At 40.9% G+C, this 26,934-nt stretch carries 24 protein-coding genes; 13 read left to right on the forward strand and 11 right to left on the reverse strand.

What is annotated here, in order from left to right:
- Positions 1 to 78: 78 nt before the first annotated feature.
- Positions 79 to 1,866 (reverse strand): ABC transporter ATP-binding protein/permease, encoded by a 1,788-nt coding sequence (locus AN944_RS00460; RefSeq protein WP_055022613.1) that lies wholly within the window; start codon positions 1,864 to 1,866, stop codon positions 79 to 81.
- 367 nt (positions 1,867 to 2,233) lie between these two features.
- Between AN944_RS00460 and AN944_RS21750 the strand changes: the two genes are divergently transcribed.
- Positions 2,234 to 2,407: a hypothetical protein gene (locus AN944_RS21750; RefSeq protein ID WP_119967651.1), complete on the forward strand. Its 174-nt coding sequence runs from the start codon at positions 2,234 to 2,236 to the stop codon at positions 2,405 to 2,407.
- A 41-nt stretch (positions 2,408 to 2,448) separates the two neighbouring features.
- On the opposite strand, the gene aroG is transcribed toward AN944_RS21750, so the two are convergent.
- The 6 genes from aroG to AN944_RS21330 all read right to left on the reverse strand — a co-directional run bounded on the left by aroG (position 2,449) and on the right by AN944_RS21330 (position 9,155).
- A complete protein-coding gene (gene aroG / locus AN944_RS00465) occupies positions 2,449 to 3,501 on the reverse strand; it encodes a 3-deoxy-7-phosphoheptulonate synthase AroG (protein ID WP_055022614.1) in 1,053 nt (350 codons plus the stop codon).
- Positions 3,502 to 3,886: 385 nt separating this feature from the next.
- Positions 3,887 to 5,107 (reverse strand): lipopolysaccharide assembly protein LapB, encoded by a 1,221-nt coding sequence (locus tag AN944_RS00470; RefSeq protein ID WP_055022615.1) that lies wholly within the window; start codon positions 5,105 to 5,107, stop codon positions 3,887 to 3,889.
- A gap of 187 nt (positions 5,108 to 5,294) precedes the next feature.
- The gene (locus AN944_RS00475; protein ID WP_144430104.1) at positions 5,295 to 5,579 is read right to left on the reverse strand and encodes a hypothetical protein; all 285 of its coding nucleotides are present in this window, start codon (positions 5,577 to 5,579) and stop codon (positions 5,295 to 5,297) included.
- A gap of 167 nt (positions 5,580 to 5,746) precedes the next feature.
- Complete coding sequence (locus AN944_RS00480; protein WP_055022617.1) at positions 5,747 to 6,997, reverse strand: ammonium transporter; 1,251 nt, start codon at positions 6,995 to 6,997, stop codon at positions 5,747 to 5,749.
- A 10-nt stretch (positions 6,998 to 7,007) separates the two neighbouring features.
- Positions 7,008 to 7,346: a P-II family nitrogen regulator gene (locus tag AN944_RS00485; RefSeq protein ID WP_055022618.1), complete on the reverse strand. Its 339-nt coding sequence runs from the start codon at positions 7,344 to 7,346 to the stop codon at positions 7,008 to 7,010.
- Positions 7,347 to 7,796: 450 nt separating this feature from the next.
- On the reverse strand, positions 7,797 to 9,155 hold the full coding sequence (locus tag AN944_RS21330) for a polymer-forming cytoskeletal protein (protein ID WP_082419821.1): 1,359 nt from the start codon (positions 9,153 to 9,155) through the stop codon (positions 7,797 to 7,799).
- A 226-nt stretch (positions 9,156 to 9,381) separates the two neighbouring features.
- Here AN944_RS21330 and AN944_RS00495 point away from each other — a divergent pair, with 226 nt between their 5' ends.
- On the forward strand, positions 9,382 to 10,002 hold the full coding sequence (locus tag AN944_RS00495; protein ID WP_055022619.1) for a response regulator transcription factor: 621 nt from the start codon (positions 9,382 to 9,384) through the stop codon (positions 10,000 to 10,002).
- 293 nt (positions 10,003 to 10,295) lie between these two features.
- Entirely contained in the window at positions 10,296 to 11,492 is a 1,197-nt protein-coding gene (gene zapE, locus AN944_RS00500) for a cell division protein ZapE (protein WP_144430105.1), read from the forward strand.
- Positions 11,493 to 11,562: 70 nt separating this feature from the next.
- On the opposite strand, the gene AN944_RS00505 is transcribed toward zapE, so the two are convergent.
- From AN944_RS00505 to glnE, 3 genes are all read right to left on the reverse strand, one after another.
- Positions 11,563 to 11,844: a DUF3081 family protein gene (locus AN944_RS00505; RefSeq protein WP_055022620.1), complete on the reverse strand. Its 282-nt coding sequence runs from the start codon at positions 11,842 to 11,844 to the stop codon at positions 11,563 to 11,565.
- A gap of 179 nt (positions 11,845 to 12,023) precedes the next feature.
- The gene (locus AN944_RS00510; RefSeq protein ID WP_055022621.1) at positions 12,024 to 12,992 is read right to left on the reverse strand and encodes a sensor domain-containing diguanylate cyclase; all 969 of its coding nucleotides are present in this window, start codon (positions 12,990 to 12,992) and stop codon (positions 12,024 to 12,026) included.
- Positions 12,993 to 13,202: 210 nt separating this feature from the next.
- Entirely contained in the window at positions 13,203 to 16,064 is a 2,862-nt protein-coding gene (gene glnE, locus AN944_RS00515) for a bifunctional [glutamate--ammonia ligase]-adenylyl-L-tyrosine phosphorylase/[glutamate--ammonia-ligase] adenylyltransferase (RefSeq protein ID WP_055022622.1), read from the reverse strand.
- Between the two features lie 238 nt (positions 16,065 to 16,302).
- Here glnE and AN944_RS00520 point away from each other — a divergent pair, with 238 nt between their 5' ends.
- From AN944_RS00520 to AN944_RS00555, 8 genes are all read left to right on the forward strand, one after another.
- Positions 16,303 to 17,271 carry a hypothetical protein gene (locus AN944_RS00520; RefSeq protein ID WP_055022623.1) on the forward strand — a complete coding sequence of 323 codons (969 nt, stop codon included), beginning with the start codon at positions 16,303 to 16,305 and terminating at the stop codon, positions 17,269 to 17,271.
- Positions 17,272 to 17,280: 9 nt separating this feature from the next.
- Positions 17,281 to 18,180, forward strand: a complete 900-nt coding sequence (locus AN944_RS00525; protein ID WP_055022624.1) for a DUF350 domain-containing protein — start codon at positions 17,281 to 17,283, stop codon at positions 18,178 to 18,180.
- 4 nt (positions 18,181 to 18,184) lie between these two features.
- Complete coding sequence (locus tag AN944_RS00530) at positions 18,185 to 19,933, forward strand: polyamine aminopropyltransferase (RefSeq protein ID WP_082419823.1); 1,749 nt, start codon at positions 18,185 to 18,187, stop codon at positions 19,931 to 19,933.
- A gap of 81 nt (positions 19,934 to 20,014) precedes the next feature.
- Positions 20,015 to 20,428 (forward strand): YjfI family protein, encoded by a 414-nt coding sequence (locus AN944_RS00535; protein WP_055022625.1) that lies wholly within the window; start codon positions 20,015 to 20,017, stop codon positions 20,426 to 20,428.
- A 10-nt stretch (positions 20,429 to 20,438) separates the two neighbouring features.
- Positions 20,439 to 21,128: a PspA/IM30 family protein gene (locus tag AN944_RS00540; protein ID WP_055022626.1), complete on the forward strand. Its 690-nt coding sequence runs from the start codon at positions 20,439 to 20,441 to the stop codon at positions 21,126 to 21,128.
- A 7-nt stretch (positions 21,129 to 21,135) separates the two neighbouring features.
- On the forward strand, positions 21,136 to 21,792 hold the full coding sequence (locus AN944_RS00545) for a hypothetical protein (RefSeq protein ID WP_055022627.1): 657 nt from the start codon (positions 21,136 to 21,138) through the stop codon (positions 21,790 to 21,792).
- A 30-nt stretch (positions 21,793 to 21,822) separates the two neighbouring features.
- Positions 21,823 to 22,146, forward strand: a complete 324-nt coding sequence (locus AN944_RS00550) for a hypothetical protein (RefSeq protein ID WP_055022628.1) — start codon at positions 21,823 to 21,825, stop codon at positions 22,144 to 22,146.
- A gap of 123 nt (positions 22,147 to 22,269) precedes the next feature.
- Positions 22,270 to 23,094 carry an ion transporter gene (locus tag AN944_RS00555; protein ID WP_055022629.1) on the forward strand — a complete coding sequence of 275 codons (825 nt, stop codon included), beginning with the start codon at positions 22,270 to 22,272 and terminating at the stop codon, positions 23,092 to 23,094.
- Between the two features lie 61 nt (positions 23,095 to 23,155).
- On the opposite strand, the gene AN944_RS00560 is transcribed toward AN944_RS00555, so the two are convergent.
- Positions 23,156 to 24,637, reverse strand: coding sequence for an inorganic triphosphatase (locus AN944_RS00560; protein WP_082419825.1), 1,482 nt, complete (start codon positions 24,635 to 24,637; stop codon positions 23,156 to 23,158).
- Between the two features lie 224 nt (positions 24,638 to 24,861).
- On the opposite strand from AN944_RS00560, the gene AN944_RS00565 reads away from it, so the two are divergent.
- Both AN944_RS00565 and AN944_RS00570 read left to right on the forward strand, forming a co-directional pair.
- Entirely contained in the window at positions 24,862 to 25,545 is a 684-nt protein-coding gene (locus AN944_RS00565) for a TIGR00153 family protein (RefSeq protein WP_055022631.1), read from the forward strand.
- 25 nt (positions 25,546 to 25,570) lie between these two features.
- Positions 25,571 to 26,839 (forward strand): inorganic phosphate transporter, encoded by a 1,269-nt coding sequence (locus AN944_RS00570; RefSeq protein ID WP_055022632.1) that lies wholly within the window; start codon positions 25,571 to 25,573, stop codon positions 26,837 to 26,839.
- Positions 26,840 to 26,934: the final 95 nt, after the last annotated feature.

Raw genomic sequence — 26,934 nt, forward strand, 5'->3', positions numbered from 1 at the left:
AATCCTTTCCAGGCAATTAAAGTTAATTATACACAAAAACTGCACTTTCAAAGAGAGAAAACACACACAAGCATGCGATCAATGTGTGATAGTTTGCTCATTTTGGATTCGCCATAACTTTGCATACACACCATTTTGCGATAATAACGCTTTATGCGTCCCCTGTTCTGCAATTCGACCTTCACTTAACACCACGATTTTATCAGCATCAACAATCGTAGATAACCTATGAGCGACCACCAAACTGGTGTGCCCTTTTGCCGCCACTTTTAGGGCAGATAAAATGGCTTGTTCAGATTGGCTATCTAGTGATGACGTTGCTTCATCAAACACTAAAATGGGGGCTGCTTTTAGAATAGCTCGGGCAATGGAGACTCTTTGTTTCTCACCGCCTGATAACTTCAAGCCTCTCTCCCCAACTTTAGTTTGCCATTTTTGGGGTAATGACTCGATGAAATCAGTCAGATTAGCCAAGTGTACCGCCTCTTTGAGCGCTTCATCAGTTGCTGTTGGCTGGCCATAAAGAATATTGTTATAGATGGTGTCATTAAACAGCACAGTATCTTGTGGCACGATGGCGATTGATTGACGCAGCGCCTGCTGAGTTAACTGTCTAATATCTTGCCCATCAATGGTTATTAAGCCACTATCAACGTCATAAAATCGAAATAACAGCTTTATAAGGGTAGATTTACCCGCGCCACTTTCTCCTACAACTGCCACTTTTTGACCTGCTGGAATGCTAAAACTGACATCTTTTAGGATCGGCCGCTCATCATAGTTAAAGCAAATATGATTAAACGCTAGTTCACCTTGAGTAGGCGTCACATTAGACGCTGACGGAATATCTTGGATGGCTGGTACTTTATCTAACAAAGAAAACATTCGCTCAATATTGGCTAGTGCACCTCGAATCTCTCGATAAACAAAACCTAAGAAATTAAGTGGGATAAACAGCTGCATCATAAATGCGTTAATTAATACGAAATCACCTAATGTCATATTGCCTTCAGTCACTTCATAGGCAGCAAGCCCCATCATAGCTGTCATCGCGACCGCAATTATCAGTGCTTGGCCAGCGTTTAAAGCAAATAGCGATAACCTGTTTTTACGTTTGGCGACTTCCCATTGATCCAATGCTTCATCGTAACGCTGTGATTCATAGCGCTCATTATTGAAATACTTAACCGTTTCATAGTTAAGTAAACTATCAACTGCCCGTGTATTGGATAATGAATCTGCATTGGCAGCATCACGAACAAAACCGGTACGCCACTCAGTCGCCACTATTGAATAGCCAATATACGCAACGACCGAAATCAAAGTGATTAACGCAAAACCGATTCCATAGTTAATAAAAAAGATAATGATGACCAGACTGATTTCTAGCAAGGTCGGAACAATATTGAACACCATAAAGCGCATCAAAAAGCTAACACCACTGGTGCCACGCTCTATGTCCCGAGACAATCCACCAGTCCGCCTATCTAAATGGAAATCCAAGTCAAGACGATGCAGATGCTCAAATACCGCTAAACCTAGGCGCCGAATTGCACGTTCAGTGACTCGGCCAAATAACGTATCTCGAATTTCACCAATGATGACATTAAGAAACCTAACCGAGCCATAAGCCAACACCAAAGCAATAGGCACGGCCACGATTGTTGCCGTTTTTTGAGCATCTAAGCTATCAACCAAATCTTTTAAAATAAACGGTAGGCCCACACTGGCAAGTTTGGCAACAACAAGACATAACATTGCCAGAAAAATACGCCCTTTGAACTCAAATAAGTAAGGCCACAATAGCCCCACAACTTTCCAGTTAAGTTTGCCAACAGGGCCATCAAAATATAAAGAGGGTCTCATTAAATTTCACCATAGGGAGGGAATACAAGCACAATGCAACAATTTCAGTTAAGCAAGACATTAAGTTCTACATAACGTTAACACTATAACGGCTTTACATAGCTTATTTAAAATCAAAAAAGCACGATAAAAATTGCATGATTTTGCCGCATTATATCGGTAAGATATCCGATAAATAATACTTTAGAATTACTTTTGCTTTTTTTGACTAGTCTAAAAGACTATTTTTTTAGAAAAAAACGCAGATTTAGCTAATTTTGGCTTGTTTCTAGTTCTGAAACGAAAAAGAATTTGGTACTCTTTATTTGATTCTTTTTGGCATTTATTACCAGCCATTAACATTTTTTCCCAGCTCAAAGGAAGTAACATGTTAGACGCAACAAAAGTTCAGCACCCACCATTACAACTAATACAAACTTGGGTATGGATGATGATCGAATCAGGTAACCCTGAGCTACAAGACAAAGGAAGAAACAACCTCATCTCGGCATTTGGAAGCCTAGCTAAAGCAAACGAATATTTAGCAAATACCAATAAATAAGGCGCCTCTCAGCGCCTTATTTATCAAATGAGTGCACTTAATTAGCTGCGACGTTTTTGTACGCTTTGGCTAAGTGTCTCTAATAAGCTTTCGGTATCGTCCCAGCCAATACAAGCATCAGTAATACTTTGACCGTAACAAAGCGCTTTACCAACAACTAAATCTTGGCGACCTTCTTCGATATTACTTTCAACCATCACACCAAAAATATTCTGATTGCCCGCACTAATCTGATTAGCCACATCCTCTGCCACTAACATCTGCTTTTTAAAATCCTTACTGCTATTAGCGTGACTAAAATCAATCATAATATTAGCTGCAAGCTTGGCTTTCTCTAGTTGGCTTTCAATCGCTGCTACATGAGTTTGACTGTAGTTTGGCTCTTTACCGCCTCGAAGAATGATATGACAGTCAGGATTACCTTTTGTCGATACAATGGCTGAGTGACCAAACTTGGTCACTGATAAAAAGTGATGAGGTGCACTTGCTGCCCCAATAGCGTCGATAGCGACTTTAATTGTGCCGTCAGTACCATTTTTAAACCCGACAGGGCTTGATAAACCCGATGCTAACTCACGGTGAACTTGAGACTCAGTAGTACGAGCTCCAATTGCACCCCAACACATCATATCCGCCACATATTGTGGTGTAATCATATCGAGGAACTCACCCGCGGTAGGAATACCAGCTTCGTTTAAATCAACGAGAAGTTTACGTGCAGTACGTAAACCATCATTTAATTTAAAGCTATTGTCCATGTAAGGATCATTAATTAAACCTTTCCAACCAACAGTTGTACGTGGCTTTTCAAAATACACTCGCATCACGATTTCAAGCTGATCTTTATATTTTTCACGTAATGCTAATAAGCGCTTACCATAATCCAACGCGGCAACAGGGTCGTGGATAGAGCAAGGGCCTATGACGACAAGTAGACGATCATCTTGTCTGTTTAAAATACGGTGAATGCCATCACGTGCGTTAAAGACTGTTGCTGATGCAGTTTCTGATGCTGGAAATCGCTCTAAAATGGCAATTGGAGGCAATAGTTCTTTTATTTCATCAATTCTAACGTCATCATTTTGGTAATACATAGTTTATACAACTCCAGCAAACAGTTTATTTATGCCAACGTTTAACATTGGCAGTAAAGCATAGCGATCAGCTCTATAATTCAAACAGTACCACACAATAATTCGTTCAATCTATGGTTTTATCAGTTTTATGTATTTAAATGACTGTTAATCAATAAGTTTAGATAAACAAAAATAAAATATATAATAAATTCATTAAGTTCGGTTTAGTTGAATGAATATGAAATTTTTATTATTTGCCCTTATTTAGCTAGATTGAGTTAATATCGCACAGCGTGCTCAAAGTCATAAACGAAAAAACCATGAGCAACACACGTTGAGCATGGTTTTATAATGAGCCACGACGAGGCTTTTGTTTTTCACACTTATTTGCTGGGCTATCGGACTAATGGCGCATCATAGCTTGCAACTTGCCTTTGTAGCGATGTTGGTTTACTTCATCAATACTCAAATCCAGTGCTTTTTTCATATTCTTTTTCGCACGCCTCTCATCACCTGTCGCCCAGTAAGCGCGAGACAGGCCAAAATAAAACTCATGTCGATAGTCGGCTCTTTCAACCGCGCGCTTATACCAGACTAGCGCCTCTTGATACTGCTTTTCAAAATAAGCTTGTTGCGCCATATCAAAGTAGTAGAAAGGGTTTTTAATCCGTGCAAGCTCCAATACTTTATGTACTTGTTGCCATTCATCTAATCTGTTTTGTTCACCTAATATCAAGGCTAAGTTATATAAAGTCGTAATGTTCTCAGGCTCAAGCTGTAATACATGCCGATACGCTTGCTCTGCGAGTTTGTTTAAACCTTTATGGCGATAAATCACAGCTAAGGTATTAATGCTATTTACATAATATGGATCTAATTCTATCGCTCTTTTAGATAGTGCATAAGCTAAGTCATACTCGTTTTTAACTAATGCTTCTGCTGCAACGTTATTGAAGTACATACTCGATAAAGTCTGCTTGTTTATCTGCTTTATTCTATAGGCTCTAATTGAACGCTCAGGTAAAAAGTCGACTAAAATTTCAGACCCTCTAAAGCTGTATGAGTTGATGTCGTCTCGATGGAGCAGCTTCATATTCACATGACCATTAACAAGATAAAAACCGCCACGTCTATCCCAAATAGGCTCGACATCTATGTCTTGATACTTAACAGGGACATTTAATGCCTCAGCTATTGCAGTGGACAGCACAACTAAAGACATGCAATTGCCTGCTCGTTCTTGTGCGGTAACGCTGGCCATTCGCGTATAATGATCACGATATTCAAATCCACCATTTTCTGCATCAATGTACTCAGCAAGCCAAACATTAACCGGCTTTTTATTTCCAACAACTCCACCTGAGCGGGCATACGCTTTCTTAATCTCATTAACCATGCCCTCAGGTAACTCATAGATTGTTTCTGTTGCTGGTATTGCCGTTGGTGTGAAATAGCTGTCATTAAACAACTCCGTGGCATTGGCTGAACTTTGATGGGGTTGAGTGCTAGAGCAGCCAAAAAGAAAGAGAGGTAATAGCAATGCCAAACAAAGGCTTAGCTGTATATTATTGCGAGGTAAAATTGCATTATTATTTTTTTTGTTATTTTCATATTTTTGAAACATATTTATGCTCCGTACAAAACACCTTTATTAAGCATAGATGCATGTACGAAAATTGAGATATATAAATGTGACAAAAAATATTTTCAATAAGGTTAAGGCTGTTCAGCAACAATCAACAGAAACGGAGTAAACAGGGCAATGTATATCGCTAAGAACATAGCGAAGCACATTACCAAGAAGATAGTAATTACTTTACTTGTGGTATTTTAGGCGGGTCAATTTGAATAAATAACTCCTGATTTTGATGCATATAAGGTCGGTACATACTGCCTGCACAATTATAATAAGGGTATGGAACAGCGACTGCGAGGCACCCTAAAGGCAACGCTTGAAGGATTTGAATTTGTTGTTGCATACGTAGCATTTCTTGCCACTGATGGTCTTGCTGAACCGCATCTCTAACGGCAAAGGCATCAAAAGGTTCAGATGATTTACGAACCACAACTTTACCCGCATGACTTAGCGTACTCATCGTTATTCCCGCAAGTGCTATAACACTAATAAGAAGCGTTAACCTAAGTGACTTAGCCATAGTGAGACCTATTCAAATAAGAGCATTGGTATTTCATCAGTATAACAAAAAAGCAGAGCTAAATAGCTCTGCTTTTATACACGATTTTATAAACGATTTTTTAGTTATTAACCCGCTGATTTAATCGATACAAACTCTGGGTATGCATCAACACCACAGTCTGATGCATCCATACCGTTATACTCTTCTTCTTCAGTAACACGAATACCAACAGTTGCTTTAAGGACAAACCAAACAGCAAATGAAGCGGCAAATACCCAAGTGAAGATTGCTGCAGCACCAAATAACTGCGAGCCAAAGCTTGCATCAGCATTTGATAATGGCACTAGCATTAAGCCTAGGAAACCACATACACCATGCACTGAAATTGCACCTACTGGGTCATCGATTTTAATGCGGTCAAAACCAACAATTGAGAAAATAACCACACCACCAGCAACGACACCGATAACTGCAGACATCAATAATGAAGGTGATAATGGGTCAGCGGTAATAGCTACTAAACCAGCTAGTGCACCATTTAAAATCATGGTTAAATCAGCTTTACCCCAAACAATTTTACAAACAATGAGTGCTGATACTGCACCAAATGCGGCTGCAGAGTTTGTGTTAACAAAGATTTTTGCTACTGCTGATGCATTTTCAGCATCTGATACTAATAACTGAGAACCACCGTTAAAACCAAACCACCCCATCCATAGGATAAACATACCTAATGTCGCCATTGGTAAGTTTGAACCAGGAATTGGGTTTACTGCGCCATTCGCGCCATATTTCCCTTTACGAGCCCCAAGTAACAGTACGCCAGCAATCGCTGCTGCTGCACCAGCCATGTGCACGATACCACTACCAGCAAAATCAACAAAACCAGCAGCAGAAATGAAACCACCACCCCATGTCCAGTATCCTTCAATTGGGTAAATAACACCTGTTAATACCACTGAGAAAAGTAAAAATGACCATAGCTTCATACGCTCAGCAACAGCACCAGACACAATCGACATTGCAGTAGCGACAAACACAACTTGGAAGAAGAAATCTGACTCAAGTGCGTGATCCGCATCGGCTGATTGTGACCCTATTAATGAACCAAATGAAGGTAACCAACCCGCTTCAACATTATCAACATACATAATGTTGTAACCGACAAGTAGGTACATGACACAGGCAATTGAATATAAACAAACGTTTTTAGTTAAAATTTCAGTGGTGTTCTTTGAACGAACTAAACCCGCTTCAAGCATGGCAAAACCTGCTGCCATCCACATCACTAACGCACCTGAAATCAAAAAGTAGAATGTATCTAGTGCAAATCGTAATTCTGTTACTGTTGTTCCTAACGCTGCTAACTCTTCCATTTCAGCCCCCTTATAATGCTTCGTTATCAAGCTCACCCGTACGAATACGGATTGCTTGTTCAAGATCAGTTACGAAAATTTTGCCGTCACCAATCTTGCCGGTGTGAGCTGCTGTTGTGATAGCTTCAATTAACATGTCTAAATTTTCAGATTTTGTCGCAATTTCTAATTTTACTTTAGGAAGAAAATCAACTTGATATTCTGCGCCACGATAAAGTTCTGTGTGACCTTTTTGACGTCCAAAGCCTTTAACTTCAGTAACAGTCATTCCCTCAATGCCCATTCCTGCAATTGCTTCTCGGACATCATCCAATTTAAACGGCTTGATGATAGCGCTGACGAGTTTCATCTCGACCTCCAAAAGTGTGATTGTTATAAATTTGTTTGCAATAACAATTCAATCATTAGGCCAAACTTGTAAGATAATGTTTTTGTTGAAATATTTAATTTATTGCATTCAATAACCTCAAACTTTCGCACCATATAAGTGCAGCGCTATTTCGGTGCGCACAAGATTAGCGCATCCTTCTCGTCTCCAAAATTGACTCAAAAGAGCTATTAATTCATTCGTGTTCTAATAGAAATAAGCACTCAATAACAATTGAAACTCCAAGAAGAAAAGTAAACTTACGGATAAAAATCAAAACAACGATAGATCAAAGGATGGGCTAAAGAAGTTGGTATGTTGTCAAAATCTGAGGAAAAAAAGCGTTGCGCCGAGTGGTATCACACTGGGTTTCAGGCATAAAAAAGACCCTCAAATGAGGGCCTTTAAACATGTAAAATTAAGCTTTAAGGCTTATAAATTACCCGCTGTTGTCGTTGCTTCTTCAGTCGCTTCAGCCGCTTCTGTAGAGTCAGCTCGCTCTTCTGCTAATAAATCAGCAAGTAGGCTATCAACTTTTGTTTTGTCATCTTCAACTGACGCTGCAGCACTTTCGACAATATCATCAGCTTCTGTATTGATGTCGGCAGTCAATTCACTGTCAACGCCTTCTAGTTCTGCTAATAAATCAGCTTGTTCATCAGCCAAAGTCTCATTGATAGACTCATCAACACTGTCAGAAGACGTTTCGCTAACGTCTGCAACAAGCTCTGTCGCCGCTTCAGCTTCAACGGCTTTAGCTGCTGCAGCTTGATCTAGCTCAGCGAGGGCTGTTTCAGCATCAATAACTTCAACTGCTGTAGTAGTTTCAACGTTGGCAATACTTGCATCTTCTACTGCTGGTTCAGATTTTGCTGATTGCGTGTTCGTCGTTGAATTAATTTTCGCCATCACGGCTTCGCCTAGTTCAGGCTTTATAACTACTGCACCAGCTGCGGCTGCAGCTAATACCACACCGGCAACAACAAATTTAGTCGCACCTGATTTCTTTTGTTGCGCTTTTTCTGCTGCTGCTTTTGCCGCTAACTGAGCTTGAGGATTTGGTTGTGGCTTAATCTCAAGTTTTGACATCGGCTTAGGCGCTGGCATTGGTTCGCTTTCTGGCACGCTATTTAATGGTGCAGGAGTACGAATCTCTTGTGCTTGAGCCGGTTTTTCTGACTTGACTTCGGTCTTAACTGTCATTTCATCAGCGACAAACTCTGGCTTAATCTCAGGCGTTACATCAGGCTTTATTTCAGTTTTTACTTTAGGAGTGTCAACAGCAACGTTAGTAATAGGCTCGGCCATTACGTTAACATTACTCACTTTTGCAGCCTGAGCTATCGGCGCCTCTGCAATAGGCGCTTCAGGCTTTGGGGATGCGTAAGCCGGCTCATCATTAAAAGGTTGAGAATAAGGAGCAACAGGCTGTTCATCAGCTGCTAGCTCAGGTAATACACCTTGCTCAGGGCCTTTAGTTCTTGCACCTAAGAATTGACCACCATCATAAATTTCCATTTTATGACTCGAAACATCACCTTCAACCACACCAGAGCTTACGATAACGAGACTGTTACAGTGTAATTTTCCTTTGAAAACACCACAAACACGTAACTCTTGACAGTAAAGTTCACCGTCAATTTCGCCACCTACTTCAATTTTAACTTGGTCTGTTGAACGAATAACACCTTTGACTTGACCAGCGATCAAAGCAGGTCCTTTTACCGTCATTTCTCCATCCAATGAAGTCTCGGGACCGATAAAAGTCACCCCATTTCCTTTGTTATTCATACCCAGCAGTATCCTTTTATTATAAATTTTCGACTTATAGTAAACTAACTAATTAAAAACAACAAATAACATTGCATTTACATAAAATTCACCTTGTAAACATTTCGGATCAATTAAATTGCTAACTCATCACTTATTGCTGGACACTGTGATTAAGAATAATTATTATTCACGAACCTATTGTTAAGGATTTTCAATAGTCGAGTTTTATAAACAAGGATGTGACATGATTGTATCGGATATTTTTTTAGGTGAAATACCTGAAAGTTTGACCCAACAGCTTTGCCAGATTACTGAACTTTTAAAGTGTAATACCATTAGCCACGACCCGCTTAACCTCCAGTGGCAACAAGCAGAGCACCACAAAAAAATTCTACTGCACTATGTCAGTGATCCCAAATTACACATCCCTAACTTATCGGCAGAATTACTTGCAGACGGCAAACATTTGGCTTTTTGCCCTCAATTGACCTCTGACACTGAAAGTTTGCTCATCGCAAATGGGTTTCATGGTGGACTGTCTTTTGATGCATCGATTATTGAGATCATCGAAGCCTTTAAGAATCTGGACAACAATAAATTGTATTTCAGTCATGATGCGATGTCTCATTATATTCAATCAAGAAACCGCCAACCTATTACACAACGCCAAACTGAACTACTGTCATTAACCACCAAAAAAGAACAGCAAGTGCTGTCTTTGGTTTGCCAAGGCTTATCTAATGAGCAAATTGCAGCAAACTTAAGTATTTCGATTAATACAGTCAAAATGCACATTCAAAACATTTTCAAGAAAACAAATGTTTCTAGCCGTGGACAGCTTTCTTACGTCTTTACACAAGTGTAATTTAGGTTAGTCGCTTATATAGATGTCTGACGTACTAACGGGGTTTACGAAGTTGATCGCGTTTTAGCAGCCGATTGGTTTTAGTACTTTCTTATTCTCGTCTTATTTCGCTCGATATAGACAAGATAGTAATGAAGCCTGAACCATGGGTATGCCTATAAGGGTAGCAAACTACTTCAAGTTGTTTTCAACTCGACGGCTCACACATAGCGCTAGTTATATTTCCCTTAAATACTTGAGCTTGTTTTTAATTGATATATTGTGACTCATAAACCAATCAATATGGTCTTGGCGTGACAACGTTATTAGAACTCTATCAAAGCAAAATAGCACAATCTCAATCATCTCAATTGCGATTACACGATGATGCTGAACAGCATACAGCGCTACTTGCCCTCAACGAGCTATTTATTCAACTCCAACATAATGTGAATGTTAATGAAGAAGTAGCAGAACTCGGTGATACAAGTCTTCAGCAGCAAGTTGCCAAAGGTGTTTACCTTTGGGGGGATGTTGGTCGTGGTAAAACATTTTTGATGGATTTATTTTTTAATCATCTTAAACAGCAAAATAAGCTTAGATTACATTTTCATCGCTTTATGGCTATGGTGCATCAAGAACTCAATCTCACAAAAGGGATTGCCGATCCTTTAGTGCATATTGCTCGTCATTATGCGGCTCAATATCAAGTCATTTGTTTTGATGAGTTTTCTGTCAATGATATTGCAGATGCAATTATTCTTGCTAGGTTGTTCGAACACCTTTTTGCTCATGGAGTCATCTTAGTCGCCACCTCCAATATTGAAATTAGCCGTTTATATGAAGGTGGATTGCAGCGTGAGCGATTTTTACCTTTTATTGATATTTTACAAACTAATGTAGACGAAATTAACTTAACTGGCGCCACTGACCATCGAATAGCTGCGCAATCTGACCGTTCGCTTGAACAACAAATACAGTTAACAAAGCACATGAGTCACCAAGATTTTGTCACTATTGCAGGACAGCATTATCCCCATCAAGCCGCGGTTTGTGAAACACATAGCTATATCGAAATATGTCATCGTACAATTGCTTTTCAAGCTAAAGTGAATCAAGTAATTTGGTTTAAATTTGATCAACTGTGTGACGGGCCTCGATCTGCTTTAGACTATATCGAGCTCGCAGGCTTATTTAAGCATGTGATTATTGATGAAGTGCCCCAACTTGGAGGTGAAATTAGAACTTGGATAAAAGCACGTGGTACGGAAGATGGGGCTGAAAGTAATAAAACTAGCGAGCGTCAATTAGAATATGCAACCAGTGACGATCCCGCTAAACGGTTTATTAGTTTAGTCGATGAACTCTACGATCAACGCGTATCGTTAACGGTCTGCTCAGAATGGACCATTACAGAACTGTATTCAGGCGGCGCCTTATCATTTGAGTTTCGTAGAACGGTGAGTCGCTTAGTTGAAATGCAGCGCTGGCTCAAACCAGCTACCAAATAAGCTTTATCAGTAACTTATGATTTTACTGATAAAGCATTACAACTCTAGCTAAGGTGTTTCATGCTGTCGATTATTGCACAGTGTGTTTAATCACATCACCAAAGCGACGCATAAAGTTTTCAAACGCTTCGTTATCAGGGTAATCAAATTGATATTTATTATGGAAGTAGATATTCAGCGAAGTTCTGCCATCACTCAGCGTTATTGTGTAACCATCAAAGCCTGTTTCAGCTTGCAGTCCACATAAATGATAGCGAGAGTTGTAGCCATTTTCAGCTTTATGCTTTTCACCACATTCAACGATTTTATTAAAGACCTTTAACGCTTGATAAATATCGATTGCATTTCGCATGCTACATCTCCTGATTGATACCTCTATGATGCTTTCTATAAACAGACTCGACGATTGCACCATTGAGGTGAATACGAGACGAACTCATAGTTAGATCAGTCTAGAATAATCGCAATTAAGAACAGTGATAGAGAGCAAAAAAACATCAATGATATGGGATTAAGGTGTAACAAATTGAATCAACGTTGTTGATGATGCTTGGATTTCACTTGATACATTTCTCGATCTGCAATTTCTAAATACTCGGCAATATCAAGTTTTTGATTAGCATGTCGAGTCGCAACTCCCACACTGTAAGCCAGCTCAAATACGTCTTCACTCTGTGAGTTATGGGCGTTCAATGCAGTTTGAAAACGAGCAAGTGCGACGTCAACCTGGCCCTTACTGCACTCACTAAACAATACTAAAAATTCATCACCACCAAAACGAGCGATCACATCAGAATCGCGAAATTCTGAGGTAAGCAGCTGAGCAAACTGGTTTAAGGCTCGATCGCCCGCTTCATGGCCATGATTATCATTAATTTCTTTGAAATAATCTAAATCGAAAAACACTAAGCAACTATCAATATGATTGCGATCCCATGTCGATAATGCTTGCTTTGCTAGCACTTCAAAACCACGACGGTTGGAAATACCTGTCAGCTGATCTAGGGTTGTTTGCTGGATAGAAATCAGCTCTGATACGACCATCTCTGCAAGGTCTTGTAGCGCTAGCATCTCGTCTTTATCTAGCTCTTTGGGTTTATCATCAATAATGCATAAGGTCCCGACTCTCATCCCATTTGGCATTGTCAGTGGGTGACCTGCATAAAAACGAATATGAGGCGCTTGAGTAACCAGAGGATTATCGCTGAAGCGTGCATCTTTTGAGGCATCGGTAATGACGAATGCTTCAGAGTATTGGATGGCATGACCGCAAAATGAAATATCTCGAGGAGTTTCATTCGCGACTAACCCTTGGCAGGATTTAAACCATTGTCGATTTTCATCAATTAAACTGACTAGACAGATAGAAACTGAAAATAACCGTTTTGCTAGGCGGGTAATGCGGTCAAACCGTTCTTCAGCGGCAGTATCAAGCACATTTAAATTTCGCAGTGTCGCTAAACGCGCAGCGTCATTTTCTGGTATTGGTGCGGTAAGCATAATCCCTGCCAATCAATATTAAACACAATATACTAACGTTAATATCAAATAGCAGATATGGCAATAAATCAATAGGTTAAATTTACTAGTTAGGGTGAACGAATTGACTAACTAACAAGTATGTAGCAAACCATATCAACGTTAAAGCCACTAGAATATGCGAATTCGATTATTGCCTTTCGGGTTTCAATATTGGTATTAAGCGTATTATTAATCCGCTTCTCCCAAAATATGCTGATAAATATCAATCACCTGAGCGACGTGTTTTTCTGCCTCTGAAACATCAATTTGTCCTTTTTGCTGTTGCAATGTCAGTCGATGGTTTTCATCTCTTAGCCAGCAGTAGGTCTGCGTTAAGTGCTGCGCAGTCATAAATGGGATCATTTCTAGTTCAGCTAACATTTGAAAGATACGCACGTTATCAGACCAAATAGCCAACTCTTTATGGCTGCTAGCATGGGCTAGCACCAAATACTGCGCCATAAATTCAATATCAGCGATGCCGCCAGGACTCTGTTTTAAATCGAATTTATCAGGACTTACCTTTAATAGATGATCCCGCATTTTAATTCGCATATCCCGAACCAGCTTAGCTAACTCAGGTAAATCACGTGGTTTAGATAAAATCTCAGTTCTAATCTCACTAAAACGGGCGGCCAACGCATTATCACCATAAACAAAACGGGAGCGAACTAATGCTTGATGCTCCCAGTTCCACGCCTCAGCTTGTTGGTACTCTTTAAATTGCTCAACTTCAGTAATTAATAAACCAGAGGCACCAGAAGGTCGAAGACGCATATCCACTTCATATAATTCACCCGATGTCGTACGTGTTGCAAACAAATGCACAATTCGTTGAGCAAGCTTCAAATAAAAATGGCCAATACCTATGGGTCTTTTGCCATCAGTTTCACCAGTATTGACGCTATTTCGCAGAAACACTAAATCCAGATCGGATCCGTACCCTAGCTCTATTCCACCGAGTTTTCCGTAACCAATTACCGCAAAGCCCATTTTGTCTGGGCTGGTACCAGCAGGAACACCATGTCGACTCGCCACTTGGTGCCATGCTTGCAATACGACTTGTTCAATTATTGCTTCCGCTAAAAAAGTCAGATGATCGCTGACTTCCATTACCGGTAATACACCTGTGACATCCGCAGCTGCAATTTTTAATTGTTGAGATAACTTAAACTGGCGCAACGCTTCCATTTGCTGCTCCATATCTTCTTCTGGCACCCGCAGCAAATATTGTCTTAGCTCACTAGGGTAATCATCAACAGAGGTGGTGTCGTATAATTGCGCAGGATCAATCAACTCGTCCAATAACATTGGGAAATTGGCAAGTTCTTGGGCAATCCATGGGCTAGCACAACATAAACTAATTAACTGCTGTCGAGCACCAGGGTTTTCGCACAATAACTCAAGGTAGGTAGTGCGGGTTAAAATCTGTTCTAAAACCCCTGATACGGCAGTTAATGCCGCGCTAGGTGAAGCATGCTCTAATAGCTCCGACAATAATCTTGGCATCAGCTTTTCGAGGGTCTCTCTTCCTCTTGGGCCAATTGAACGTTTAACCGTTATAGATCGCCACTCAGTTAATGTCGGCCAAAAATTAGCATCGTTCACTAAGTGTTCTTCTAATAGCGCTGCGGCGTTGTCGGGATCTTCAATGACCCATAATTGACTAGTCCAATGTTCCGTTTGTTCATGTGCATCATCGCCACCAACAGTATCGTTGAAGTGTCTATGAATTTGTTGCATTGCTCTATCAATGTCAGCACGCAGCACCGTTTCATTTTCGCAGTTCATCGCAAAACATAAACGCTGCCAGTCGACATCATTATCTGGCAATGTCTGAGTTTGCTTATCATCAATAGCTTGCAGTAAGTTTTCTACTCGGCGCAGTAAGATATAGCTCTTTTTGAGTTCATCAACGGCAAGGTACTCGAGTTGACCTAAGTTATATAACGTATCAATAGCACCAAAAAGGCTTTGCTGACGCAGTGCAGGCTCCCTTCCACCTCGAATAAGCTGGAAGCTTTGCACCACGAACTCCACTTCTCGAATCCCGCCCGCCCCCAGTTTTATATTATTGGTAAGCTGACGACGGCGCACTTCTTGCGCAATTAATTGCTTCATTTTACGTAATGAATCGATTGCTGAAAAATCGATGTAACGTCGATAAATAAAGGGTCTTAATAAGTCATGTAAGTCATCGCTAAATTGAGTCCATGGGCCTAATACTCTGGCTTTGACCATGGCATATCTTTCCCAATCTCGGCCTTGTTCTTGGTAATAATCTTCAAGACCGCTAAAGCTCACCACTAATGGGCCACTCTCACCATATGGGCGCAGACGCATATCAACCCGAAAAACAAAGCCATCAACGGTCACTTGATCAAGTAGGTTAACTAATCGCTGACCCATACGTATGAAAAACTGCTGATTAGCTTGGGCACGACGGCCTCCGACAGTCTCGCCATGCTCAGGAAAAGTAAAAATTAAATCAATATCAGATGAAAAGTTAAGCTCGCGCCCACCAAGTTTACCCATACCGAGAATTAATAATGGCTGAGGATTACCTTGTTCATCTGACGGTGTACCAAGCTGCTGACACATTTCTTGATATAGCCAATCTCTAGCGGCAATAACGAGGGCTTCAGCTAACGCAGACAAATCCAGTAATGACTCTTCTAATGCTGAATAATTGCCAAAGTCGCGCCAAGCTAATCTCACCATCTGGAAATTACGATATTGACGCAGGATTGATTTAACTTCATCTTCAGACTTTATCGAAGCAAGTTTATTTGCTAATTCAATCGCAAAGCCCTGCCTATCGACTTCTGTTAATAAGCCATCAAGTAACAAGCTTATCCATTCAGGGTGGCGACACAATTGTTCTGCAATGTAGTCACTCAAACCAAAGACTGTCTTTAATGCCTTTTGCTCGTCGATTGATAACGCATCAATGACTTCGGGGGAAGAATTACCTAACCTCAACCAGTAACGTTCTGCAATTTCTGATAATTCGGCAGATAAAATAGAGTTACTTTCGATTAGCATTATTATTCGATCCCTTCGGCAATTTACACATGATATGGCAGGTTTAATTCGACATAATATGTCGAATTATGCTATACCATTCATAACAAAAGTTTAATGTAAGTCTTAATTGTATATAGCATTAAGATTACTATAACCTGTATAGCAGTTATACCTAACCGTATAAATATTTGGTCGAATATGAATACATATTTATTCGGTTTGTTAATTATTTTAATTTGATTTTTATAGCATTGGAGAAAACATGGCTGGTTTGTTACCCCGTGTCCTCACAGTATTTTCCGGGTTGATATTATGCATCTCACTTTCAGGTTGCGGCGATGACCGTCCTGAAAAAATTGCGCAATATCAGCAATTGTCTCAACAACGAATAACTCAGCTTGGCGCCATGCTAGATGCTGGTGAATTGCGTAATGCCACTTTATTAAAGCAATACACGCAATTATTAAAAAGCAGCAAACCCGATCTGGTGCCGCTTTTAGATGAGTTAGCAAAAGATGCTGGCACCACAGGGCCAATGTTTCAATCGCTAAAACGACGCACAAGCGAGCTTTCTGATTCAGCTAACTTTATCGATTTAGATCAACAGCTCGAAGAAGCGCAGAACATTTATCAAGCTGCAGACTCAAGTCTCTATAATGACATGTTGTCTGATCCTGTTAACGTTGTAGCAGACTTATCTGGCGGGCAATTAGCACGGGTGAACTCAATAAGTCGTGAAGCCGCTGCACTGGCTAATGGCAGTGAAGATTTTGGTGCAGGTAGCCAACTCGTCGGTAACCCTTCATATGGTAGCTGGCAAACGAATTCAAGTGGCATGTCTTTTTGGGCGTGGTACGGCATGTACTCGATGTTTTCAAATATCATGAACCCAGTGCGTTATGATCGTTGGTCAAACAATCGTGGTTACAGCTATTACAATGACGTTGGTCGTTATCGCTACACGTCTCCAAAACAAGCAAGTGCTCAAAATCGCACTTATGAAAACACCAAGAAAACCTTTAACTCTCAGGGTAAACAATTTAATAGCCCGTACGCTAAATCCCGTACTGGCTCAACGAGCTTATCACGTCAAAGTACTTCAGCTCCCAAAGCAAGTACCACTGGCACTAGAAGTGCTAGCTCAAGTAAATTCCGTTCGACCTATTCAAAAGACAGCAGTTTTCGTAATTCATCTAGCCGCACAACTCGCGGTGTACGCCGAGGCAAATAAGGAACAATCATGACATTTTTAAGTGACTTCGGACTTACCCTAGACTTAGCGATTATTTTAGCTATCGACATTACCATTGCTGTAATTTTGTTAGCATTAATGCGCTACTTACAAGGTTGGAGTGTGCGTGTTAACAGCCGTGCAGAATTAGCAGACCGTGATAATTTTGCCTTTGGTGTTAGCACCGCTGGTGCAGTATTAGCCTTAGGCATTGTGTTAACTGGCGCCATTACAGGTGAAGCAGCAAACTCATACGCAATGGAAGCAATAGGCATGACCTGCTACGGCGTATTTGGTTTAGTGCTAATTAAATTTGGCCGTTTTTTACATGACAAAGTGGCACTCAATGAATTTGATAAAAACAGCCAAATTGTTAATGGCAATATGTCTGTTGCTATCGTAGATGCAGCAGCTGCAATAGCAACGGCTATCATTATTCGCTCAGTATTAATGTGGGCTGAAGATATTACGGTTGACACCTTTATCGCAATTTTCACTGCATTCTTGATTTCTCAATTAATGCTAGTGCTGCTAACTCGATTCCGTGAACACCAGTACGCTAAGCGTAATCAGGGTGATTCAATGCAAAAGGCGTTAGAGCAAGGTCAAGTTGCTATTGCTGTTCGTCACAGTGGTTACATGATTGCAATGGCATTTACTTTTAATGCTGCAAGTCACTTTATCATTTATGATCCGACTGCTTATTTAATGAATATTGTCGGCTGGCTGACATTCTCAGTGATCATGCTTATCGCACTGTCAGTATTATTAGCCATCGTCAAAAAGTTAGTGTTAGCGCAAATTAACCTCACAGATGAAGTTGAAAAGCAGCATAACGTTGGCGTAGCAGCTGTAGAGCTTGCTATCAGTATTGGTATCGCACTTATTCTTGCGGCATTAATGGCTTAATTCGATGAATAATACTTTGCTTGAACATGGCCAGGAGGGCTGCAACAAGCAAAGCAGTCCTTCTAAACGCAGCTTAGCATGGTTCGATGATGCCCTTTTACTGGGCATCATGGCGCTACTTGCAGGCTGCGGTCTTATCTACGAATACCTATTATCTCACTATGCCGGCCGCATTCTTGGCGCACTAGAAGCTGCGATTTATACCATGATTGGCATTATGATCGTATCTATGGGTATTGGCGCTTTTGCCGCCCGTAAAATTCGCTGTGCGTTTACCGGTTTCGCCTTGCTTGAACTCACCGTCGCTTTTTGTGGTTCACTCGCCATTTTAATCACAGCGGCCGTTATTGGTTTTGGCCAGCAATTACCCTTGATAATCGCCAACACATTAGGCCTGCCACCCGATCATATTCCTGATGGCGGTTTTATCGGGACACTACAAAATCTCAGTGAGTATTTACCTTATATTTGGGGCGTCATTTTAGGCTTGATGATTGGTATGGAAATTCCACTCATTGCTCGAGTTCGCCAATCCCTATCTGAAGAACACCTTCTCCATAATGCTGGTACCATTTATGGTGCTGACTACATCGGCGCTGGTGCAGGTGCTGCAATATGGGTAATGTTTATGCTCTCGCTAGACATTCAGTTAGCAGCAGCATTAACTGCCAGCGTTAACTTATTGGCAGGGTTTGTTTTTATATGGCGTTTTTGGCAACAAATTCGCTGGGCTAAATTGATTCTTATTGGTCACTTTGTTGCCAGTGGTGTACTGGTGCTATTGGCGATGCATGGTCCTAGTTGGGAACAAAACTTCAATAATTTATTGTACAAAGACAAGGTTGTTTATGCCGAAGCGACCCGTTTTCAGCAATTAACCTTTACTGAACGCTTACGTGGTAATGGCCAAGAACCTGTCTACTCTCTTTATATTAATGGCCGTTTGCAGTTCTCCAGCATTGATGAGCATATTTATCACAGCTTTTTAGTGCACCCAACGATGGCAGCCAGTGCTAGACAAGACAAGGTACTCATCATTGGTGGTGGAGATGGGTTAGGCCTTAAGCAAGTGTTCAAATGGCAACCTAAGTCGGTCACCTTAATGGACTTAGACGAGAAATTAGTCGAGTTATTTGCAGCCCCTGATGAAAAAATGCCAGCCCATGTCAGCCAAGCTATGCTGTCACTTAATGGCAATGCGTTAAATGACCCGAGAGTCAACTTGGTGTTCGATGACGCATTTAATGGCGTAGATAACCTGATTAAAGAGAATCAGAAGTTTGATGTCATCATCGTGGATCTTCCAGATCCAAGTCACCCCGATCTCAACAAACTATACTCTGATTTATTTTATCGAAAGCTCGCTGAATTATTGAGCGCCGATGGTGCGATGACAGTACAGTCTACCTCGCCATACCATGCGCAGCAGGCATTCATTTCTGTCGGAAAAACCATAGAATCGGCTGGTTTTACCGTACAGCAATATCATCATAATGTGCCAAGTTTTGGTGAATGGGGCTGGAGTATCGCAACTCGCGCAGGAAAAGATGCCAAGTCTCGTTTAGCCCATAATCAGCCACTGCCAATAGAAGAAGACTGGTTAACACCGGGCTTAATTCATGGTGCTTTTGAGTTTCCTGGCAACTTTTATGACGATAAAGATAAGATTAAGACCAATAAAATTGGCTCATTACAGCTTTACCATTATCACTTAGCGTCTTGGTCTGATAACCAAGGGATGAATCTTTTTTAATCTAATAAAGAATAGCCTTGACATAATATGTCTAAGTGCTATCTTTGAAACCTAAGACATAATATGTCAATAAGGACAAATATGAATATCCATAAGATTGCTAACCACTTAACTGAACTAGGCGATGAGAGCCACACAGGGTTGAAGTTTGATTGTTTCCCAATTGATGGTGATGTTGAGGTGTTACAAGTCAACGTTGCTGGTCGCGAAGAGTTACCAGTATTTGTATCAGTAACTGACAACCAAGTTTTGTGTATCAGTTACTTATGGGATGAGAGCGAAGTGAAAGAAGAAACTCGCACTCAAATGTTTGAAACCATGTTGGAGTTAAACATTCCAATGCCACTATCATCATTTGCAAAAATTGACGATAAATATGTGGTTTACGGTGCACTTTCAGTCACCTCAAGCATGGAAGAGATTGAACAAGAATTATCAGTATTGTCTGATAACTGTTTAGAAGTCATCGACGAACTCGTCGAATTTTTGAAGTAAGGAGCCACACATGGGCATTTTAAATAAAATTTTAACGGCGTTTCGCGGCGGTGCTAATGAAGTCGGCCAAAACATTGTCGATGCAAATTCTACCCGTATTTTTGAACAAGAAATCCGTGATGCAGAAAAGCATTTAACCAAAGCTAAGCGTGAATTAACTGACGTAATGGCGAAAGAGATGCAAGCTAGCCGTGAAGTTGACCGCTTAAAGCGCAGCATCACTGAGCACGAAGGTTACGCTACACAAGCGCTTGAAAAAGACAACGAAGCTTTGGCTATCGAAGTTGCTGAAAAGATTGCTCAACTGGACCAAGAACTCGCTGACCAAGAAGCCGCTAACGCAAGCTTTTCTGCTCATGCCGTTCGCCTTAAAGATTTAGTTAAGAAAACTGAACGTCAGTTAACGGATTACCAGCGTCAGCTAAGCATGGTGAAAACCACTGAAAGTGTTCAAAAAGCCACTGCCACGATTACTGACTCATTTGCGTCAAGTAACTCGAAGCTAATGAATGCAAAAGATTCTTTAGAGCGCATCAAAGCACGTCAGCAATCATTCGATGATCGCTTACAAGCCTCTGAAGCATTAGCTGAAGAAAACAGCAATAAGTCATTACATGCCAAGCTAGCTGAAGCAGGCATTGGTGAGCAAAAGTCTAGTGCTAATGCTGTTCTTGATCGCCTTAAAGCGAAAAAAGGTTAATTAAGCTATGGGATTTCTAAGTGGCCTTTTCGGCAAAAAAGAAGCCCCAAAACGTCAGCTTGACCATGTGAACAAGCTACTCAAGGGAGATATGATCTCCCTTGATGATAGCTTTGCTTTACCTGAGCAACTACGTGGGCAGCAGCTTAAAGTTGAAGAAGTCCATACTTATGAGTATGAGCGCTCTCAGCAATGTGAGTGGTTACTTAGAGGCCACAGCGGTACTGCAATTTATCTCTCGTATCATCAAGAAGATGAAGCTTACTTGAGTTTTTCAATCAAAGTAAACCGAGCGGTGGTAGAGCAGCTGTTTGACTTGGAGCAGTTTAGCCAAATATTTGAAGAACCTGGCAATGCAGAGCTCACGACACTTTCATTGTCGAATGAGTTAGATAGCGAATACGGACGTTGGCTTGCTAGCGCATACCATCAAGTAGAGTTTGGTTGTTTTGGATACTTCCATCGTGAAGATTATCGTGGCCAAAAACCACCTCAAGATGATAGCAGCCAACATCGCGGAAATGCCTTTGAAAGCTATTCTTTAGTCAATAATGAAGATTCTCAGGCTGTCGATATTGAGGTCTACGAAGGTGGCGATACCGATGTCATGTTAACACTGTACCGCCCAGTAACTGACATTCGTGAGTTTTGGCCAGCGAGTTAACACTGGCAGTATAAAGGAGTAACACCTGACATGAGTAAAGGTAAATCATTACCAGATACATGGATTAAAAATCAGCAAGCAGCAAAAGCGACACAAGTGGCTTTTGACCTCGATGAAAAGTTTCAATACTTAATTCGTAAAGCAGCGCTAGATGCAGGTGTTAGCCCTTCAGATCAAATTCGCTCAATCTTAGGCTTAGAAGTGACTAAACGCCCTAAGCGCCCAAGGTTAACAGTGTCATTAAGCCAAGATGACTATGCAATATTGGCACACAGATATGGTTTAGAAGCTGATGCTCAGCTAGAAATCAAAAAACGTGTGCTAGATGATTTAGTTCAATTTGTTGATGAATAAGCATACAACCAAGCTAAACGCAAAACACGCCCTTTGGCGTGTTTTTTTATACCTTTAGATTGTCTCTAAAAGGTTACATTGTTAGCATCACCACAACGCAATATTCTCAAAACGGATTTTACTATGATCGAAAAAAAACGTTGGTCACTAAAAGCATTAAATGGCCCGAGCCCTTTTGACTTAGCTATGATGATCCTGTCGCTGTTCTCTGTCATCGTGGTGCTAATCCTGACATTTGGAAACGTTGACGCAGAAACACGCAGGCTATTACTGTTTATCGATCTCAGTATTTGTATGATTTTTATGTCGCGTTTTTTTTACGGTCTCATAAAAGCCAACAACAAAAAATTCTATCTTCAACATCATTGGATTGACTTCGTTGCCAGTATTCCCGCCATTGAAGCACTGCGTATTGCGCGTGTATTCCAAATTCTTCGGGTTATACGCTTAATACGTGTTAGTCGCACCTTAATTATTCCACTGATTAGACAACGCAAACAAACCACTTTAGCGAGTTTGTTGTTAGCAATGGTCTTCATTTTAACCACTGCCTCTATTGTCATCTTATTAGTTGAAGCAGGTACAGAAGGCGCTAATATAGAGACCGCTGAACAAGCCATTTGGTGGACCTTGGTTACCATTTCAACCGTGGGGTATGGAGATTACTACCCTGTAAGCACTGTGGGGCATGTCGTTGGCGCCCTTGTTATTATGAGCGGCGTAAGCTTTTTTGGTGTGATATCGGGCTACATGGCCTCAGTCTTTGTCGCGCCAGATGACCATGAACGAAGCGAGAATAATAAGAAAGAAATTAAATTTGAACTTGAAAAAGCCTTATTGAGAATGGAAGAAAATCAGCAGCAAATGGAGCAAAACCAGCAAGTCATGTTAGCTGAAATCACTCGATTACGGGAAGAACTTAATCAACAAAACAAGACTCGTGAATAGCGCAAGTGACATAAAAAAACCTATCGTAATGATAGGTTTTTTTTGGGCGCTAATCCAATGCTTACCAATAAGGCTGATTATTAAGCGCGCTTTTACGTGAGTGCTCCATTGCAAAGAGTAAACTGGCTTCTTTGTCTTGAAGCCAATCGCTGATATCCACTTCACTTTGCTCAGTTAATTTAGCTAAAAGCTGATAGCAACCTAACGTTTGAATACCTAATGCCAGATCTTGCCATGGCGCTCTAAATGCTTCTCGATCATCAGATTGGTACAGCTCGCCATAAGCAAAACCGACCAAAATACTTTCATCTAACCCTTGTGCGACTTGTTGATAATCTAAACTGTCCATTGCCGCAGATATTGGCATTAAATCAACAATTTTTTGCCAAGAGTCCTGCTGAAGATGATTAGCAAATAAACCTAATTCGGGATAATCAACTAATTGGTGGCTCCCATTCGCGGTTTTTAGTAACAACTCAACCAGTGCCAATTGTAATTGGCCGTATTCAGGCAGTTGCCATAAACAGCTTAATCGTTGGTTTAAAACCAACTCATTGACGCTTTGCTGCACGAGTGGAATGATTTGAGTTTTATCGATGCGTTTGCCCAGCAACTTTTGTGGCTCATCGAGTAATAAGCTCAAACTTTGCAGTGGCTCGATAAATTGTAATTTTTGTTCAATCACATCAAAGTGGGTTAACACATCGCTATTAAGTAAGCCAAATTGCATCAAGGTTAATCTTAATAACCTGACACATGCTCTGAGCTGACTCCATAATTTTGCTTGTTGAACAATATCATTGGTATCAATAAGTAAGGCTTCTATAACCTGCCAGCGCTCAATACCAGTTTCAAGTAACACCTCTAATGTTTTAGATAAGCTTTTATCAGTAGGCAAACAAATATAATCAATCTGTTCTAGTGCTATGGCTGGCAGGTGTCCTGCTAAATGATAGCCGCGTTGCGCTTTACTCGCCTTACCTAAACGGACAGGTATATGCTTAGCAACTTCAATTGCAAGGTGCAGTAACGCCGATGTCTCTCCAGCCAGTAATTCAAACTCAATCTCGCAAATCGGATCAACCTCTCCATTTGCGATCACTTTTCCAACATCAAACGCCACTTCAACTAAACTGCCTTCAATGTATATGTGCCATGCCTGACGGGTAAAGTTCGTTTCAAATACGCAGGTTAACTCAGCTTGTAGCGCATCAATATCCGCTTCTTCAGGCCATACTTCTTTCGGAAAAAGCGCCAACTCGGGTGTATCTTGGGAAATCGGCACATTATATTCAGGTCGAGAGTGAATCCCTCCCGAAACTGTTCCAGCTGTTTTAATGGTTTGCTCGGTGAAATTTTCACCCTTTCTGATACGCAAGCCCATTTTCCAGCTGCGAAGTTGTAACTTGGCTGTATCAAAATATTTATTTGTTAAACTTGTGATATTTTGTGGTGTTGAATCACTCATTCCGTTAAGTAATTTAACAAGCAAATCATTGTGTTGCGACTGCATAAACAGCTTAAGTTCAATCTCTGCGTCCATTGACTTTCTACTCATCTTGTCATTAAATCTTCATCAATGCGTCATAATAAATTCACAATGTCACATTTCTGTCATAAAAATCCCTTAGGATTGCGCAACTCAGTTCTATATACTGAGCCGTATTAACTGTAGATTAAATTAAAAACACAGTTTCATTATGCGGACGCTTGAGGTAACATGCGCCCGTTTTTCCAACATTGGAATCATTAAATAGGTTAACCGCAATGCCAGTAAACTCTATTTTAGGTGTGTTTGCAAAATCACCCCTTAAACCATTAGAACAGCATATAGATAAAGTGCACGAATGTGCATCTTTACTCGTACCATTCTTTGAAGCAACCACTGCTGGAGATTGGGATAAAGCTGTAAGTGTTCGTAAGCAAATTAGCTTATTAGAAAATGACGCTGACGCGCTAAAGCGTGAAATCCGTCTCACCCTTCCTAGTGGGTTGTTTATGCCAGTTGAGCGTACTGACTTGCTTGAGTTGTTAACTCAGCAAGACAAAATTGCCAACAAAGCTAAAGACATCTCAGGCCGTATTATCGGTCGCCAATTAGTGTTCCCTCAACCAGTTCAAGCACCGTTTAATGCTTACCTCAAACGTTGTTTAGATGCTGTCTCTCTTGCTAAGCAAGCAATTAACGAACTCGATGACCTTCTTGAAACAGGTTTCCGTGGTCGTGAAGTCGAATTAGTAGCCAAGATGATCAATGAATTAGATCTAATTGAAGCTGATTCTGATGATTTGCAGATCCAAGTACGTCGTTTACTACTAAGCTTGGAAGCAGATTTGAATCCTGTCGATGTCATGTTTATGTACAAGATCATCGAATGGGTTGGAGGCTTGGCTGATCTAGCTGAGCGTGTAGGCTCTCGCCTAGAGCTAATGTTAGCTCGCAGTTCATAACTAAAAAAGTTATCAAGGAAACAACATGGTTGATGTATTAGTCACCAATGGCCCAATGCTAATTGGTATTGCGGCTGTATTTGGATTTTTGATGGCATGGGGTATTGGCGCGAATGACGTTGCTAATGCTATGGGTACCTCAGTAGGTTCCAACGCCATCACAATCAAACAAGCAATTATTATTGCAATGATCTTCGAGTTCGCTGGGGCTTATTTAGCCGGTGGCGAAGTTACCAGTACTATCCGTAAAGGGATTATTGACGCTAGCTTCTTCGTCGATTCACCAGAACTTCTGGTTTACGGCATGATCGGCGCACTACTCGCTGCGGGTCTATGGTTAGTTGCGGCATCAGCATTAGGCTGGCCAGTATCAACAACTCACTCAATTGTTGGTGCGATTGTTGGTTTCGCTGCAGTAGGTGTAGGTACTGAAGCGGTTGAATGGGGTAAAGTTGTTGGCATTATCGGTTCATGGGTGGTCACACCTGCGATTTCCGGCTTTATTGCTTTCATGATTTTCCAAAGTGTTCAAAAGTTAATTTTTAATACTGACGACCCTTTAGCTAATGCAAGACGTTACGTTCCTTTCTATATGGCACTTGCTGGCTTCGTTATGTCACTTGTTACCATTACTAAAGGTCTAAAACATGTTGGTCTACACTTCTCAACCGTTGAAGCGTACGGCTTAGCAATTGCTGTTGCTATTGGTGTTGGTATTTTCGGTAAAGTCGCTATTGGTCGCTTAAACATGAGCACTGATATTAATCGTCAAACTGAATATGCAAACGTTGAAAAAGTCTTCGCAATCTTAATGGTTGTTACAGCATGTTGTATGGCGTTTGCTCATGGTTCAAATGACGTTGCTAACGCAATTGGCCCATTAGCTGCAGTTGTATCTGTAGTTAACAGTGGCGGTGCAATTGAATCGAAAGCAGCACTTGCATGGTGGATTCTTCCTTTAGGTGCTATCGGTATCGTAATGGGTCTAGCTATCTTTGGTAAGCGTGTCATGCAGACCATTGGTAAAAACATTACTCATCTGACTCCAAGCCGTGGTTTTGCCGCTGAATTAGCTGCTGCATCAACCGTGGTAATTGCTTCTGGTACTGGTTTACCCATTTCAACAACTCAAACATTAGTTGGTGCGGTATTAGGTGTGGGTATGGCACGTGGTATTGCTGCAATTAATATCGGTGTAGTTCGTAACATCGTTATTTCTTGGGTAGTAACGTTACCAGCCGGCGCTGCATTATCTATCTTGTTCTTCTTCACCATCAAAGGTGTATTCAGCTAAGATTGCTGAGATAGATAGCCAAAATAAAGCCAGTCCTTGTGACTGGCTTTTTATTGCCTAAAACAAACCGAACAGATGATGGAGCATAAAAAAAT

Source organism: Shewanella sp. P1-14-1, assembly GCF_001401775.1.
In the GTDB taxonomy this organism is placed as follows: domain Bacteria; phylum Pseudomonadota; class Gammaproteobacteria; order Enterobacterales; family Shewanellaceae; genus Shewanella; species Shewanella japonica.